The 13,796-nt window shown below is 41.1% G+C and carries 16 protein-coding genes; 11 read left to right on the forward strand and 5 right to left on the reverse strand.

What is annotated here, in order from left to right:
* Positions 1-103 precede the first annotated feature (103 nt).
* Positions 104-310 (forward strand): hypothetical protein, encoded by a 207-nt coding sequence (locus MHH23_RS05550; protein ID WP_008346803.1) that lies wholly within the window; start codon positions 104-106, stop codon positions 308-310.
* Positions 311-356: 46 nt separating this feature from the next.
* On the opposite strand, the gene yumC is transcribed toward MHH23_RS05550, so the two are convergent.
* Positions 357-1,355 (reverse strand): ferredoxin--NADP reductase 2, encoded by a 999-nt coding sequence (gene yumC, locus MHH23_RS05555; protein ID WP_039168937.1) that lies wholly within the window; start codon positions 1,353-1,355, stop codon positions 357-359.
* Positions 1,356-1,745: 390 nt separating this feature from the next.
* Between yumC and MHH23_RS05560 the strand changes: the two genes are divergently transcribed.
* The 4 genes from MHH23_RS05560 to MHH23_RS05575 all read left to right on the forward strand — a co-directional run bounded on the left by MHH23_RS05560 (position 1,746) and on the right by MHH23_RS05575 (position 4,370).
* Entirely contained in the window at positions 1,746-2,963 is a 1,218-nt protein-coding gene (locus MHH23_RS05560) for an NAD(P)/FAD-dependent oxidoreductase (RefSeq protein WP_160758061.1), read from the forward strand.
* A 135-nt stretch (positions 2,964-3,098) separates the two neighbouring features.
* On the forward strand, positions 3,099-3,224 hold the full coding sequence (locus MHH23_RS05565) for a YuiA family protein (RefSeq protein WP_008346797.1): 126 nt from the start codon (positions 3,099-3,101) through the stop codon (positions 3,222-3,224).
* Between the two features lie 81 nt (positions 3,225-3,305).
* The gene (locus MHH23_RS05570) at positions 3,306-3,626 is read left to right on the forward strand and encodes a YuiB family protein (RefSeq protein ID WP_003212933.1); all 321 of its coding nucleotides are present in this window, start codon (positions 3,306-3,308) and stop codon (positions 3,624-3,626) included.
* A 99-nt stretch (positions 3,627-3,725) separates the two neighbouring features.
* Positions 3,726-4,370: a 3D domain-containing protein gene (locus MHH23_RS05575; RefSeq protein WP_024719745.1), complete on the forward strand. Its 645-nt coding sequence runs from the start codon at positions 3,726-3,728 to the stop codon at positions 4,368-4,370.
* Positions 4,371-4,410: 40 nt separating this feature from the next.
* Here the strand turns inward: MHH23_RS05575 and MHH23_RS05580 are convergent, their stop codons facing one another.
* Entirely contained in the window at positions 4,411-4,887 is a 477-nt protein-coding gene (locus tag MHH23_RS05580; protein ID WP_024719744.1) for a divergent PAP2 family protein, read from the reverse strand.
* Positions 4,888-4,965: 78 nt separating this feature from the next.
* Here MHH23_RS05580 and MHH23_RS05585 point away from each other — a divergent pair, with 78 nt between their 5' ends.
* From MHH23_RS05585 to MHH23_RS05595, 3 genes are all read left to right on the forward strand, one after another.
* Complete coding sequence (locus MHH23_RS05585) at positions 4,966-5,157, forward strand: hypothetical protein (protein WP_268432148.1); 192 nt, start codon at positions 4,966-4,968, stop codon at positions 5,155-5,157.
* Between the two features lie 56 nt (positions 5,158-5,213).
* On the forward strand, positions 5,214-6,704 hold the full coding sequence (locus tag MHH23_RS05590) for a leucyl aminopeptidase (protein WP_008346787.1): 1,491 nt from the start codon (positions 5,214-5,216) through the stop codon (positions 6,702-6,704).
* Positions 6,705-6,843: 139 nt separating this feature from the next.
* A complete protein-coding gene (locus tag MHH23_RS05595; protein ID WP_024719743.1) occupies positions 6,844-8,172 on the forward strand; it encodes a Na+/H+ antiporter family protein in 1,329 nt (442 codons plus the stop codon).
* A gap of 49 nt (positions 8,173-8,221) precedes the next feature.
* On the opposite strand, the gene MHH23_RS05600 is transcribed toward MHH23_RS05595, so the two are convergent.
* The 3 genes from MHH23_RS05600 to MHH23_RS05610 form a co-directional block, all read right to left on the reverse strand.
* On the reverse strand, positions 8,222-8,818 hold the full coding sequence (locus MHH23_RS05600; protein ID WP_041091835.1) for a biotin transporter BioY: 597 nt from the start codon (positions 8,816-8,818) through the stop codon (positions 8,222-8,224).
* Positions 8,819-8,934: 116 nt separating this feature from the next.
* A complete protein-coding gene (gene ald, locus MHH23_RS05605; protein ID WP_340959055.1) occupies positions 8,935-10,071 on the reverse strand; it encodes an alanine dehydrogenase in 1,137 nt (378 codons plus the stop codon).
* 110 nt (positions 10,072-10,181) lie between these two features.
* Positions 10,182-11,411 carry a PucR family transcriptional regulator gene (locus MHH23_RS05610; RefSeq protein ID WP_008345900.1) on the reverse strand — a complete coding sequence of 410 codons (1,230 nt, stop codon included), beginning with the start codon at positions 11,409-11,411 and terminating at the stop codon, positions 10,182-10,184.
* Positions 11,412-11,818: 407 nt separating this feature from the next.
* Here MHH23_RS05610 and MHH23_RS05615 point away from each other — a divergent pair, with 407 nt between their 5' ends.
* From MHH23_RS05615 to essB, 3 genes are all read left to right on the forward strand, one after another.
* Entirely contained in the window at positions 11,819-12,112 is a 294-nt protein-coding gene (locus MHH23_RS05615) for a WXG100 family type VII secretion target (protein WP_003213769.1), read from the forward strand.
* Between the two features lie 95 nt (positions 12,113-12,207).
* The gene (locus MHH23_RS05620; RefSeq protein ID WP_008345897.1) at positions 12,208-12,447 is read left to right on the forward strand and encodes an EsaB/YukD family protein; all 240 of its coding nucleotides are present in this window, start codon (positions 12,208-12,210) and stop codon (positions 12,445-12,447) included.
* Between the two features lie 14 nt (positions 12,448-12,461).
* A complete protein-coding gene (gene essB / locus MHH23_RS05625; protein WP_008345895.1) occupies positions 12,462-13,775 on the forward strand; it encodes a type VII secretion protein EssB in 1,314 nt (437 codons plus the stop codon).
* Positions 13,776-13,796 lie beyond the last annotated feature (21 nt).

The raw sequence follows: 13,796 nt of genomic DNA on the forward strand, positions 1-13,796 counted from the left end.
CTCAATTTTGTTACAGCTTGTCCTCACAACTGGCTATTTCCACTCGAAAAGAGTATCATGAGAACCAAACATAAACTGTCATCAGAAAAGAGGTTGCTGAGGTTTGAGTGAACAAATCAATTGCAGGAACTGTCATGAACTGATTCCGTATCGTTCAAAAACATGTCCATCTTGCGGGATAGACAAGCCGCTTCCGAAAAAGGAACGTGTGAAGGATCGGGTGATTTTGGTTGTGGCAGGAATTGTTGTGGTGTTACTTGCTGCAATGGTACTTGGAATGGCGAATGCCTATATTGGGATTTTTAAATAAACAAAAAAGGAGTTCCGCAGATGGGACTCCTTTTTTTGATCCGTTCTTATTTATTTTCAAATAAGCTTGTGGAATGAAGCGGCTGTACACGAGCTTTCGGGTCCATGTAAGCTTTGGCGTTGTTCACAGCAGTTGGTGCTTCACCAAATCCGCTTGCGATTAATTTGACTTTTCCTTCATACGTACAGATGTCTCCTGCCGCATAGAAGCCTTCGATATTGGTTTCCATTGTGGATTTGACCACGATAGAGTTCTTTTCGATTTCAAGGCCCCATTGTTTGATTGGTCCAAGGGATGAAACAAAACCGAAGTTGACGATCACGTCGTCCACATCTAGTACTTGCTTTTTATCGCCTTTCACTTCTTCAAGCACAATTTGTTCAATGCGGTCTTCCCCAATGAGCTCAGTTGGCACAAATGGTGTCAGCACATTGACTTTCGAGTTGTGCAAGTTTTCTACACTGTGCTCATGTGCACGAAATTTATCACGACGGTGAATAATCGATACTTCTTTTGCGATTGGCTCAAGCATCAGTGCCCAGTCAACCGCAGAGTCTCCACCGCCAAGAACAGCAACACGTCTGCCAGCGAATTGGTTCAAGTCATTGATGAAGTAATGCAGGTTGCTTCCTTCAAATGATTCTGCTGCACTTAGCTCAAGCTTTCTCGGTTGGAATGCACCGTTACCAGCTGTAATGATGATCGTTTTTGAATAATGAACCTCTTGATTCGTAACGAGTTTGAAGATACCGTCTGCTTGTTTTTCAACCGTTTCCACAGCTTGCTCTAAGCAAATGGTTTGATCAAATTTATCCATTTGTTCCTTTAGATTATCAATTAATTCTTGTGCGCGGATTTTTGGGAAACCAGCCACATCATAAATGTATTTTTCAGGGTAAAGAGCGGATAGTTGACCGCCGAGCTGAGGAAGGCTTTCAATGATTTTAACACTTGCCTGTCTCATGCCCCCGTAAAACGCAGTAAACAATCCGACTGGGCCGCCCCCGATAACGGTAATGTCATATACCTTAGAATCTTCTTGCATTCCTTAATCCTCCCAAATGAAAATTGTTATCACTATATCATATCATACCACATATCGTCGTTTGACTTGTTTTGAAAAACTTGTCGTTTTTTGATGCCGATGCTGTGAAAAGGGGAAAAAAGAGAGAAAGACCGTTTATCCTAAGGATTTTCAGTTTAAAGCCTTGAAAAAAGGAGCAGAACTCGCTATTATTGTTAAGGGAACTAAATATTAATTTTTTATGAATTTTTGTCGGATACGGTCAAATGCTTTCGTTTTTTGTAGGTGAAAGTTCAGATTTTCACATACTTATTTTTTTGTTTAAATTTCATAAAATGCCGCAAAGCGGTTGAGAATAACGATATGTAATTCTTTATCCGTTTTACAGCAAATTTAAAAAAGGTGGATGTGATTCCAGTGAATAAACCGAAAATCGTTGTATTAGGTGCAGGTTATGGCGGATTAATGACTGTAACAAGATTAACAAAACAGCTTGGCACAAATGATGCGGACATTACTCTTGTGAACAAGCATAATTATCATTACGAAACAACATGGTTACATGAAGCAAGTGCAGGTACTCTTCATCATGACCGTTGTCGTTATCAAATCAAAGATGTGATTAACAGTTCCCGTGTCAACTTTGTACAAGCAACAGTTGAAAGCATTAATAAGGAAGAGAAGAAAGTTGTGACATCAGATGGCGAACTTTCTTATGACTACCTTGTTGTTGCGCTTGGTGCTGTTCCTGAAACATTTGGTATTGCAGGACTGAAAGAATATGCATTCTCAATCTCTAACATCAACTCTGCTCGTCAGCTTCGTGAGCACATTGAACTTCAATTTGCGACATATAATACAGAAGCTGAAAAGCGTCCAGAGCGTCTGACAATCGTTGTCGGCGGTGCAGGCTTCACAGGTATTGAGTTCCTTGGTGAGCTTGGAAACCGTGTGCCTGAGCTTTGCAAAGAGTATGATATTGATCAAAAAGACGTGCGTATTATCTGTGTAGAAGCTGCACCAACAGCTCTTCCAGGATTTGATCCTGAATTGATCGACTATGCGATGAACTACCTTCAAGGTAAGGGTGTTGAGTTCAAAATCGGTACAGCGATCAAAGAATGTACGCCTGAAGGCATCATTGTTGGAAAAGACGATGATACAGAAGAAATCAAAGCTGAAACTGTTGTATGGGCTGCTGGTGTACGTGGTAACCCAATCGTTGAAGAAGCTGGATTTGAAAACATGCGCGGCCGCGTAAAAGTGTCTCCAGATCTTCGTGTACCAGAAAATGAAGATGTATTCATCATCGGTGACTGCTCATTAATCATCAATGAAGAAATTAATCGTCCATACCCACCTACTGCACAAATTGCGATGCAACAAGGTGAAACAGTAGCGAAAAACCTTGCAGCACTAGTAAAAGGTGGCACGCTTGAAAGCTTTAAGCCAGACATCAAAGGAACAGTTGCTTCTCTTGGTGAACACGACGCTGTAGGTGTTGCGTTTGGTAAAAAACTTCAAGGAACAAAAGCTTCTGCAATGAAAAAAATCATCGACAACCGTTCATTATTCATGGTTGGCGGACCAGGACTTGTTCTGAAAAAAGGAAAATTCAAGTTCTTCTAAACCGATATAGACAAAAACGTGTATCCCTGTGGTACACGTTTTTTAATGTTTGACGGAATATTTTCTCACTTGGTGCTGGACAGAAAAATATGTTATGATGAATTATCAGAAAATTTAGATTAAGGAGTGAGCAATATGAATGCACAAACGAAAGAAAAAAAGTCAACTTGTCAGTATTGTTCAGGAAAAGGATATTTTCAGTTATTGCTCGGCGGATCAGAAACATGTGAGGAATGTAAAGGGACAGGAAAGAAGCATTAATCTTACGGCTTTTTCCATTGATTGACTTCATCTCTATTTCCAAGTTAAACTAATGATGGGATATTTGGGGGTGGAGATGAAGTGATCAGTTTACCAGTCGTTATCATTTCAGTTATTTTATTTTTCGTGTTATTCTTCGGCATTGGCTTTTTGCTGAATATGCTGCTGAGAATGTCATGGATTATGGCAATTTTATATCCAATTGTATGCCTTTTCATTATCAATAATCAAAAGATGATCGCTTATGTAAGAGAACCAGGCATTGCTTTTTCCGGGATAGGAGACCGCATCGTTTCTCTTGCTGCGGCAGATATCATTATTTTATTAAGTGGTCTGATTGGTGCCATTGCCTCAGGTTTTGTCATCAATGCTCTTCGTAAAAGAGGCTATCAAATGTTTTAACTCACTTGTCTACACGCAAGTGGGTTTTTTTGTTTCTCCTTTGCATAGTTTCCATTTTGTTTGGAAACAAATAGATGGGTAGAGGAGTGACAAATAGAAATGAAAACATGGATGAAACGATTGTTCATGACAGTTCTGTTTATGCTTGCCTTGATGACAAGCTTTACGGGCATATCTGGCGTAGAACCAAGTGATTTAGCTGCATGGGTGAAAGAGACCGATGCCGGTAAGCACGTATCTTCTTTTTTAAAGCATCCAAAAAGGCAGACGATGGCGGTGAAAAGTGACGATTTGCGTGCTGTTTCTCTCGAAGAAGCATTTAATTGGAACGATTATCCGAAGCAAAAGGTTGTCGCCACAGGTTATACAGCAGGTGTAGAATCAACAGGTAAGACGAAAGAACATCATGCATATGGCATTACATATTCAGGCGTCAAAGTAAAACGTGATTTATATTCAACCGTGGCAGCGGACCCATCTGTCTTTCCGATTGGAACTGTCCTGTTTATCCCCAATTATGGCTATGGTGTAGTCGCAGATACTGGGAAAGCGATTAAAGGTCATAAGCTTGATTTATATTATGAAACGGTTGATGATGTGTATAGAGAATGGGGTAAAAAAGTGCTGGACGTTTATGTGATTAAAAAGGGTGAAGGAACGCTGACAGAAAAAGACTTAAATCAGTTGAATGAAGCAGAATCGATGCAAGTGTTCCGGCAGCAGTTTCAAGCCAATAAAGAATAAAAAAGCTTTGGATCTCAAAAGGTCCAAAGCTTTTTCGTTTCTACATGAAGTAATAATCTAAGATGAGTGTGAGCAAAATTCCTGTTAAGCCGCCGAAGAAGACTTCAATCGGCTTATGCCCAAGAAGCTCTTTCAATTTCTTTTGCTTCTCTTTTTCTTCCGCACTTGGGAAGTTCTTTGCCTCGGCAACAAACCGGTTAAAATCTGTGACCAGTTTGTTCAGGACAGTTGCCTGTTCTCCTGCCTGTCTGCGAACACCTGTCGCATCAAACATCGTAATAATGGCAAAGATGGCGGAAATGGCAAAAATAGATGTTCCTAGCCCGTGCTCTAAAGCAACTGCTGTTGAGAGTGCTGTTACTGCTGCGGAGTGTGAACTTGGCATTCCGCCTGTGCTTGTAATGAGCGACCAATCTAGTCGTCTAGAAATGATAAATTGAATCGGTACTTTTACAAATTGTGCAAAAAAGATGGCTGCAAGGCTGGCAAGCAGCGGAAAATTCGTCAGTACGCTCATGAACAAGAAACATCCTCTCTTTAAGAAAAAATAACGTGCGAAATGATAAAGTATTTACCCTAGTAAGATAAAAAAATGATGGCAGTAAGAACTGTTGCCAAGTCCATGTTCATTATAACATTAAAGAAAGTAGATGTGGAACGAGGAGACCATGGACAGGTTGCTATTGATCGCTGCCGCTTTTTCATGATGCCCTTCCGCGTGCCAAAATATAAATGTTCTTCAAGGGAAGACAGGCTGGCAATGATCGTATCAGCACATAAATTTTGATATAATAGAAGTTCCAATGTGAAATATGGAGTTCATTGAAGGAGCGTGTGATAAATATGTTTTTCTCGACAAATGAGTTGCAACATAAAGATACACTGGCCATCGGACTTTTTCAAAAGAGCCAATTATCAGGAAAAGCAAAAGAAATGGATGAGTTACATGGAGGAAGAATCACTGAATTATTAAAAGAAGGCGATATTTCGTCCAAGCGAAATCAGCTTTCGAAATTTTTCCCATCCCCTGAAACCGGCATTAAACGCATTTATTTTGTCGGGCTTGGGAAGGAGTCAGATTACACGTTTGAAGAGGCAAAGGAAGTGTTTGCGCATTTATTTAAAAAGCTTCATCAAGATAAAAAGCAAGCAGTTTCGGTTTTGCTTGATACATTCACAGGAAAGGATCTGCCTGTTCAAGATGCAGCCCATGCCCTTTCTGAAAGCTGCCTTTTAGCTACATATGAATTACAAGATTTTAAACATAAAACGAATGAACCGGATCGCTTTATCGAATTTGTTTATGCAACAACGGATCATGATGCAGCTGAAATTCAGGCAAGTCTGAAAGTGGGCGAAGTCTACGGACAATCGGTCAATTCGGCTCGTACACTTGTGAATATGCCGCCGAACATGCTCACGTCCTCTGATCTTGCATCCTATGCGGCAGAGCTTGCTTATAAATATGAATTCGAGATTGAAATTTTAGATAAAGAACAAATGGAAGAGCTCGGAATGGGCGGTATTCTAGCCGTTAATAGAGGCTCAACAGAACCACCGAAGCTGATTGTATTGAAATATCAAGGCAAGGAAGAATGGACAGACGTCATCGGCCTTGTCGGTAAAGGGATTACGTATGATACAGGTGGGTATTCCTTAAAGCCAAGAGCAAGTATGGTGGGGATGAAAACTGATATGGGCGGCTCAGCCTCTGTTTTAGGCGCAATGGAAATCATCGGTGAACTTCGTCCAGAGCAGAATGTCATTGCGGTCATCGCCTCAACAGATAATATGGTCTCAGCAGATGCGATGAAGCCAGATGACGTCATTGTCTCACTAAGCGGCAAAACAATTGAAGTGCTTAACACGGATGCAGAAGGCCGTCTTGTTTTAGCAGATGGTGTGACCTATGCGAAGCAGCATGGTGCCTCTGTGCTTGTGGATGTTGCGACACTAACAGGCGGTGTCATTGTGGCACTCGGGAATGAGACAACAGGCGTGATGACAAATAACGATGAACTGTATGCCCAGTTTAAAGAGGCATCAGAAGAATGCGGGGAAATGATTTGGCAGCTGCCAATCACCGAAAAAGATAAAAAACGAGTAAGAAACAGCAAAATGGCTGATCTGAATAACTCACCAGGCCGTGATGGCCATGCGATCATGGCAGGTGCATTTATCGGAGAATTCGCTGAAGACACCCCTTGGGTGCACTTAGATATTGCAGGAACAGCCACGACAGAAAAGCCTTCATGCTTTGGACCAACAGGAGCAACAGGTGTGATGGTCAGATCATTAGCAACATTTGTGGAACGATTTGAACCGAAGAAATAAAGACAGAAGCTCTGCCAGTTGGCAGAGCTTTTTATGTAGGACATACGCCATTTGACGAAGTAAATTTTCTATGGTAACATACGTTGGTACTTTAATTATCTACTACATTAGTAAACTAAAGGATTTCGGAGGTTTCACCATGAATGCAGTTGTTTTAGCGGTTGTTTTAATGTTGATATTAAGCTTGTTGCGGGTCAATGTCGTGATTGCGTTGGCACTTGGCGCTTTAGCGGGCGGACTTGCAGGTGGATTAGGTCTAGGGGGAACAGTTCAAGCGTTCACTGACGGTCTTGGCGGAAATGCGACAGTGGCGATTAGTTACGCACTATTAGGTGCATTCGCAGCCGCACTGACGAAAACGGGTCTTCCTGATGCCATGGTCGAAGGAGCTGTGAAGCTTCTTGGAAAAGAAGGCGATTCAAGAAGAAAAACATTATCAAAAGTGCTCATTATTCTGGTCATTTTGATTGTATCTTGTTTTTCTCAAAACGTTGTTCCTGTTCATATTGCCTTTATTCCGGTCTTAATCCCGCCATTATTAAAGGTGTTTAACGAGCTTCAAATTGACCGCAGACTGCTAGCATGTGTGATGACTTTCGGACTTACTGCACCATATATTTTACTTCCGGTCGGTTTTGGACAGATTTTTCACGGAATGCTTCGTGACAACATGAAAGATGCAGGTTTAACAGTGAATTTAGCAGACATTCCGTATGCGATGCTGATTCCTGTAGGCGGCATGGTTGTTGGCTTGATCGTTTCACTCTTTGTCTATCGTAAGCCAAAAACATATGAGAATCGTGACATTACGGATGTAGAAAAATCAGCATATACAAAAAAGAGCTTATTCTTTGCTGGACTTGCGATCCTTGTATCACTTATTGTTCAGTTATATCTCTCTCAAAGTCTTGGAGTCGAAGGGATGATCTTCGGTGCGCTTGCAGGCTTGCTTGTCTTGTTTGTAACTGGAATGATGAAACGTGATGAAGCAGATGCGCTGATTACATCTGGCATGAACATGATGGCATTTATCGGATTTGTCATGCTTGTTGCAGCTGGATTTGCCAATGTTTTAACGAAAACAGGAGATATTGAATCTCTCGTCAAGGCGTCTTCTCAATTTATCGGAAACAGCCAAAGCTTAGCGGCTATTTTAATGCTATTGGTGGGTCTGCTAGTGACAATGGGCATTGGCTCATCATTTGCAACGATTCCGATTATTACGACGATCTTTGTCCCGCTTTGTTTACACTTAGGATTCAGCCCGATGGCGACTATTGCGATTATTGGTTCAGCTGCGGCGGTAGGAGATGCAGGTTCACCTGCAAGCGACAGTACACTTGGACCAACATCTGGACTGAATATGGATGGACAGCATCACCACATTTGGGGTACATGTGTCCCAACATTCGCCTTTTATAATATCCCGCTCGTCTTGTTCGGCTGGCTTGCGGCAATTATGCTATAAATGAAAAAAGGTTCCTTACTCATATAGAGTAAAGGAACCTTTTTTGATATTAGGAAGCTGTTTGTTCTTTTCGAAAGGATGTGGCTTTTGAAACTGATCGATAAATTTTAGGTGCCAGCATCGCAAGGAGGATGGTCAGCGCGTAGTCTTTTACCATAAACCACATCATGAAGAACCATGTGGTTTGATAAGAGATTGGTGCGTTTAGCCATACATTTAATGCGATGTACGTATAAGTTGTCCCGATCACATACATCACGGTCGTTCCTGCAATGGCTGCAAATAAAAAGCGGCCAAAACCAGGGTTTTGTCTTTTTTCAAGAATGAATCCGGCAAGCCATGCAGCAGGAATGTATGATAACACAAAGCCACCGCTTTTTCCTAAAATAACGCCGAGACCCGCCGAGAACTGTGCGAATACAGGTGCACCAGCGATCCCAACAAGAGCATAGACAATCATGGCCAATGCGCCAAGTCGTCTGCCCAGCAAAAGACCAGCAAGCACACAAAAAAACGGCTGCATCGTAAGTGGGATTCCGCCGACCTGTAAAAATGGCACAATGGATGTGATATTGGCTCCGATAGCCATGAGCGCAGCAAACATCCCGACGAGCACAAAGTCAGCTGTTCTTGTCTTCTTTTGCATGATATTTCCCCCTGTCTTATCTGTACAAATAGATTAAGGGGAAGAGGGTCTTTTGTCAACTCATTTTTATTTTAGGTTAACAATAAAACCCGCCCCTGAAAAGGGCGGGCTAGATATTAAGCTTCGGTCATGGAAGAGGTTTCAAGGGCTTTACTAACAGGCACATAATCATAGCCGAGATCACGAGCGACAGCTTCATAGGTGATATGTCCATTCATCACATTGACGCCTTCAGCAATCGCCTTGTTTTCTTTGATCGCTTTTGCAGCGCCTTTATTTGCAATCTGCAGTGCGTATGGGACCGTGACATTTGTTAAAGCAACTGTCGATGTTCTCGGAACCGCTCCTGGCATATTGGCAACAGCATAATGTAAAATGCCGTGCTTTTCATAAGTAGGCTGATCATGTGTTGTGATATGATCGATTGTTTCCACAATCCCGCCTTGGTCAATGGCTACATCGACAATGACAGAACCAGGCTTCATTTGTTTCACCATTTCTTCTGTGACAAGGGTTGGAGCTTTAGCACCTGGGATGAGAACTGCACAAATGAGCAGGTCTGCCTCGCTCACTGAATCTGCAATGTTAACAGGATTAGACATTAACGTTTTCATTTGATGACCAAACTGATCGTCCAGCTGACGTAATCGTTCCGCATTTACATCAATAAGGGTGACATCTGCGCCAAGTCCGATCGCCATTTTCGCTGCATTTGTTCCAACGACACCGCCGCCAATAATGGTGACTTTCCCTCTCGATACTCCTGGCACGCCGGCGAGCAAAATGCCTTTTCCGCCTTTTGGCTTTTCTAAAAATTGAGCACCAATCTGAGCAGCCATTCTACCTGCTACTTCAGACATTGGCGTTAATAGAGGGAGTGATTTTCCGTCCGTTACCGTTTCATAAGCAATGGCTGTTACACCTTTTTGTTTTAATGCTTCAGCCAAGGAGGGCTCTGCTGCAAGGTGCAAGTACGTAAATAAGATCAGACCTTCTCTGAAATAAGCATATTCTTCAGGTAATGGTTCTTTTACCTTCATAATCATATCAGAAGATGCCCACACATTTTTCGCTTGATCAAGAATCTCTGCACCAACAGATACATAATCGTCATCAGTGAAACCGCTTCCAAAACCAGCGTTCGTTTCAATTAAAATCTGGTGTCCAGCTGAAAGCAATTGAGATGCTGCTCCTGGTGTTAATGCGACCCGGTTTTCATTGTTCTTAATCTCTTTCGGAATGCCGATGATCATATCAATTCCTCCTATGCTTATCTATTGATATTGTATGTCTAGTGTATCCTGAAAGTTTAGAAAATTCTTCGGTTGAATGAAAAAATTAAAAAACGCCTCTTTGTGAAATTTCACAAAGGGACGTTTTTTAGCTTCATATCAAGATAAATGGTCATTTTCTCATTCATGTTTTTTAAATCAATTTCTGCAATGTCCGTAATCCGCTTCAGTCTGTAATTCAGTGTGTTGATATGAATATTTAACTGCTTTGCGGCGATATTGGCGTTGCTGTCACAATCAATAAATCGTTCAAGGGTCTCGACGAGGTTGGAATGATGCCTGAGATCGTAATCCTCAAGCTTTGATAAAGAGTAACTGGAATAAGACGATCCCTTTCGTTTTTCAGCAAGCACATCTAAGTATTGATAAATACCCAGTTCAGAAAAGCTGTTTAATTGTTCTGTTTCCACAGGAAAGCGTTCTTTTGTTTTTAAGACGGCCAGTGCTTCTTTATAGGATGGCTGAATATGAGTAATGTGATCGTAAATTCCACCAATGGCCGCTTGAACGTCATGGAGCTGATACCGATCAGACAACTGCTTTAGCATGCCGCTTGTGAATTGTTTAATATCTTGAAGCGGATGTTCTGTTTTTGGCGAGACAAGAATAATGAATTCGTTAAAATCAACAGTCGTTAAAAGCACCTGCACTTGCTGCGTTGTTTCAAGCAGATAGGAGAGCTTCTTTTCCGTATCTTCTGTGAGTTCATCACGAAGGCGAAAAATAATAATCGCATACGTGTCTGGACACCTCATCCCAAGTCTCAAGAAGAGATCAAGCATCTCATCCTTTTCATGAATATGTCCTGTGAGCATCTTCCAAAATAGCTCCTGATTGCGTTCTTCTGTTTTCGTTTTTCGAATTTGTAAATTGAGTAATTTGTTTTTCACGGCATGTGCTGCCATCTTGAGAAGGTCCATTTCTTCATCTGAAAAAGGCTGCGTGGATTCAATTGCCCAGATAAAGCCGAGCACCTCTTTGTCTTTCCATATGGAAATGGCAACCCTGCTGGATAGACCGACTTCTGCAATTTGAGGTACGCGAAGCGGTTCATCTGTTTTAAGGAGTGTAGGAATGATACCGTCTTTCCAAAGCCGATTAATGACTTTTTCCGGTACACGGCGGGAGATAATGGTTGAAGTTCTGGCGGGATCAGTGAAATCATTATGTGTGCTATAGGCTAATAATCGATGATGAGTATCTTCTATAGTAATAGGGCAATTGAGCACATCACTAATTTGGTCTGCCACATCCTCTAAACGATCAAGGCTATACTTAAATGGATCTGTCTTTTTTGTCATAAAAAACCCCTGCTTTTTCGAATATTTCACGTACTTACATTATGAAGAGAATCAGGTACGTAAATCAACAAAAAAATGCCATAATCATTAAAAAAACAAAAAGCTTGAGAAATGAGCACATTGGTCATGCGTTGATCACAAAAAGAAATAGTACAATAATAATGTAGTAAAAAATCAATAGGCGGAAAGATTCATGGAAGTGCACGCCCTTTTATTAAGAATATATGACCAAAAAACTGTTAAATACTAGATAAAGAGCGAAAAAACAGTAATTCCATAGACTCATTTTGTAAAATAAAAACAGATTTGTTTGACTGTGTATCATTTCTGTTTTTATAATAATAACGTCAAAAAATAAGTGGATTAGCCCATTATATGGCGGCTATGCACGGGAGGTAATGAGGAATATGTCAGGAATTATTCGCGTAACCCCAGAAGAACTAAGAGCGACCGCTAAGCAATATGGTGTTGAAAGTCAAGAAGTGTTAAACCAAGTTGATCGTCTAAATAGAATGATCTCTGACCTAAAAGGAATGTGGGAAGGTGCTTCTAGTGAAGCATTCGCTGATCAATACGAACAGCTTAAACCTTCATTCATCAAAATGTCTGATCTATTAACAGATGTCAGCAATCAGCTTGATCAAACTGCAAATACACTTGAAAGCACTGACCAAGACATCGCTAGCCAAATCCGCGGCTAATCAAAGGGATTTCCTTTCTAAGTGTGAAAAGCAGAAAAAGCGCCGAGTCTGTCAGTTGATGCCGGCGCTCTTTCTATTTTGTGAGGTGGAAATTTGTGTATATCGATATTACCATCGACTTAAAAAACTATGATGGCAGTGTGTTTGATTTGAGACTATCAAATTATTTACATATTAAACAAGTCATCCATATCGCCTGGCAGGCAAAACAAATCTCACTACCTAAACGAGATGGCGGATGGGTGCGTGTAGTCAATAAGAAAGCTGTGTTTTCAGGCGAATATAAGCTGTCAGACTGTGGAATCACCACAGGAGACAGGCTGGAAATACTATGAAAGGACTTTTGTAAATGGCAGATAAAAAGAGTTCCTATTTAGAAGAACAATTAGAAGCAGTCATGAAAAAAGAGGAAGGCACTTACACCTTCATTTTTCAAAGAGAGACAATTAAACTCTTAGACGGTTTAGAAGCGGCACCGATTAAAGACATCAATCCTTCATTTAAAAAAGAGATCCAATTAACCGAAGGTGAGGTCATCATTTCGATTCAACCGCCTCCTGCCTATCAGGAATTTCGTTTCATCCATGCAAAGGATGAAAAAAGCAAATGGATTTTTTCATACCAGCTTGTCGATGCAGTGTGCAAACACGACGTGAAGCGGCTGCATCCTATTGTTTCTCCTGAAAACATTGTTTTTCATCAAGGCTTAGCGCCTGCATTTTTGCATTACGGGGTTAAAGAAAGCATCCCGCCATATGAAACCGACCAACATCGTCTGTTAAAAGAGGTCAAAGCCGTCATTCTTCGAGTGGTGGACCATGAATATCAGTTTCAAGAATATTTGGCTTATCATGATACGTTGAAATTATCTGAGCTGGCAAAGGAAATAAGTGATACACAGTCACTGGAAGAATTGTCTGCTTTGATTCAACAAAAAATAGAAGCCATCGAAGCAAAAGAAAAGACGCTCTTAACCATTCCAAAAAAGAAATGGAAGATCGAACGATACATTGGACTTGGTCTCCTTGTTCTTTTGATTCCTGCATTGGTGTATACCATTTACACGTTCTTTTTCGCCATGCCGAAACAAGAAGCGTATGTGGAAGCGAACAAGTATTATCTCAACAAACAGTACAGCCAAGTGGTGGATACGCTCGAAAAATACAAAGCCGATCAAATGCCAGTCTCTCTTCAATATGAACTGGCCATTTCGTATGTGCAAACGAATCAAGGGAATCTATTGCTTGACCAGCACAAAAAAGAAATCACGGATACGTACACATTGCAGACAGACCCGCAATACTTCCTGTTCTGGATTCATATTGGACAAGGCAATAGCAAGGAAGCTCTGGATATTGCAAGGGTGCTCGGGGACGACCGATACATATTCACAGCACTCGTCGCCTACCGCAATGAAATTCAAAATGACGACAGCCTATCTGCTGAAGAAAAACAAAAACAGCTAGATCCAATCATTAAGGAAATGGCGAAGTATGAAGAAAAAGAAACAACGGAGACGAGCACCAATGACTCCTCAGATGCAAGTCAAACAGATGAAACAGCTGAACAAAAAGAGCAGTCAAAAGCCGATCAGGAGAAAAAAGAGAAAGAATCTGATGCAAAAAAGAAAACCTCTCAGACGAAAAAAGATGAGAAAAAATAATTCTTTCGATACAACTGACAG

It is taken from the genome of Bacillus sp. FSL K6-3458 (assembly GCF_038005045.1).
In the GTDB taxonomy this organism is placed as follows: Bacteria; Bacillota; Bacilli; order Bacillales; family Bacillaceae; genus Bacillus; species Bacillus altitudinis.

Excerpts from the sequence above, each read along its gene's own strand:
- yumC (WP_039168937.1), bottom strand. The coding sequence starts at position 1,355 with ATGCAAGAAGATTCTAAGGTATATGACATTACCGTTATCGGGGGCGGC.
- MHH23_RS05565 (WP_008346797.1), top strand. The coding sequence starts at position 3,099 with ATGAATGCACAAACGAAAGAAAAAAAGTCAACTTGTCAGTATTGTTCA.
- MHH23_RS05575 (WP_024719745.1), top strand. The coding sequence starts at position 3,726 with ATGAAAACATGGATGAAACGATTGTTCATGACAGTTCTGTTTATGCTT.
- MHH23_RS05580 (WP_024719744.1), bottom strand. The coding sequence starts at position 4,887 with ATGAGCGTACTGACGAATTTTCCGCTGCTTGCCAGCCTTGCAGCCATC.
- MHH23_RS05585 (WP_268432148.1), top strand. The coding sequence starts at position 4,966 with ATGGCAGTAAGAACTGTTGCCAAGTCCATGTTCATTATAACATTAAAG.
- MHH23_RS05590 (WP_008346787.1), top strand. The coding sequence starts at position 5,214 with ATGTTTTTCTCGACAAATGAGTTGCAACATAAAGATACACTGGCCATC.
- MHH23_RS05595 (WP_024719743.1), top strand. The coding sequence starts at position 6,844 with ATGAATGCAGTTGTTTTAGCGGTTGTTTTAATGTTGATATTAAGCTTG.
- MHH23_RS05600 (WP_041091835.1), bottom strand. The coding sequence starts at position 8,818 with ATGCAAAAGAAGACAAGAACAGCTGACTTTGTGCTCGTCGGGATGTTT.
- ald (WP_340959055.1), bottom strand. The coding sequence starts at position 10,071 with ATGATCATCGGCATTCCGAAAGAGATTAAGAACAATGAAAACCGGGTC.
- MHH23_RS05610 (WP_008345900.1), bottom strand. The coding sequence starts at position 11,411 with ATGACAAAAAAGACAGATCCATTTAAGTATAGCCTTGATCGTTTAGAG.
- MHH23_RS05615 (WP_003213769.1), top strand. The coding sequence starts at position 11,819 with ATGTCAGGAATTATTCGCGTAACCCCAGAAGAACTAAGAGCGACCGCT.
- essB (WP_008345895.1), top strand. The coding sequence starts at position 12,462 with ATGGCAGATAAAAAGAGTTCCTATTTAGAAGAACAATTAGAAGCAGTC.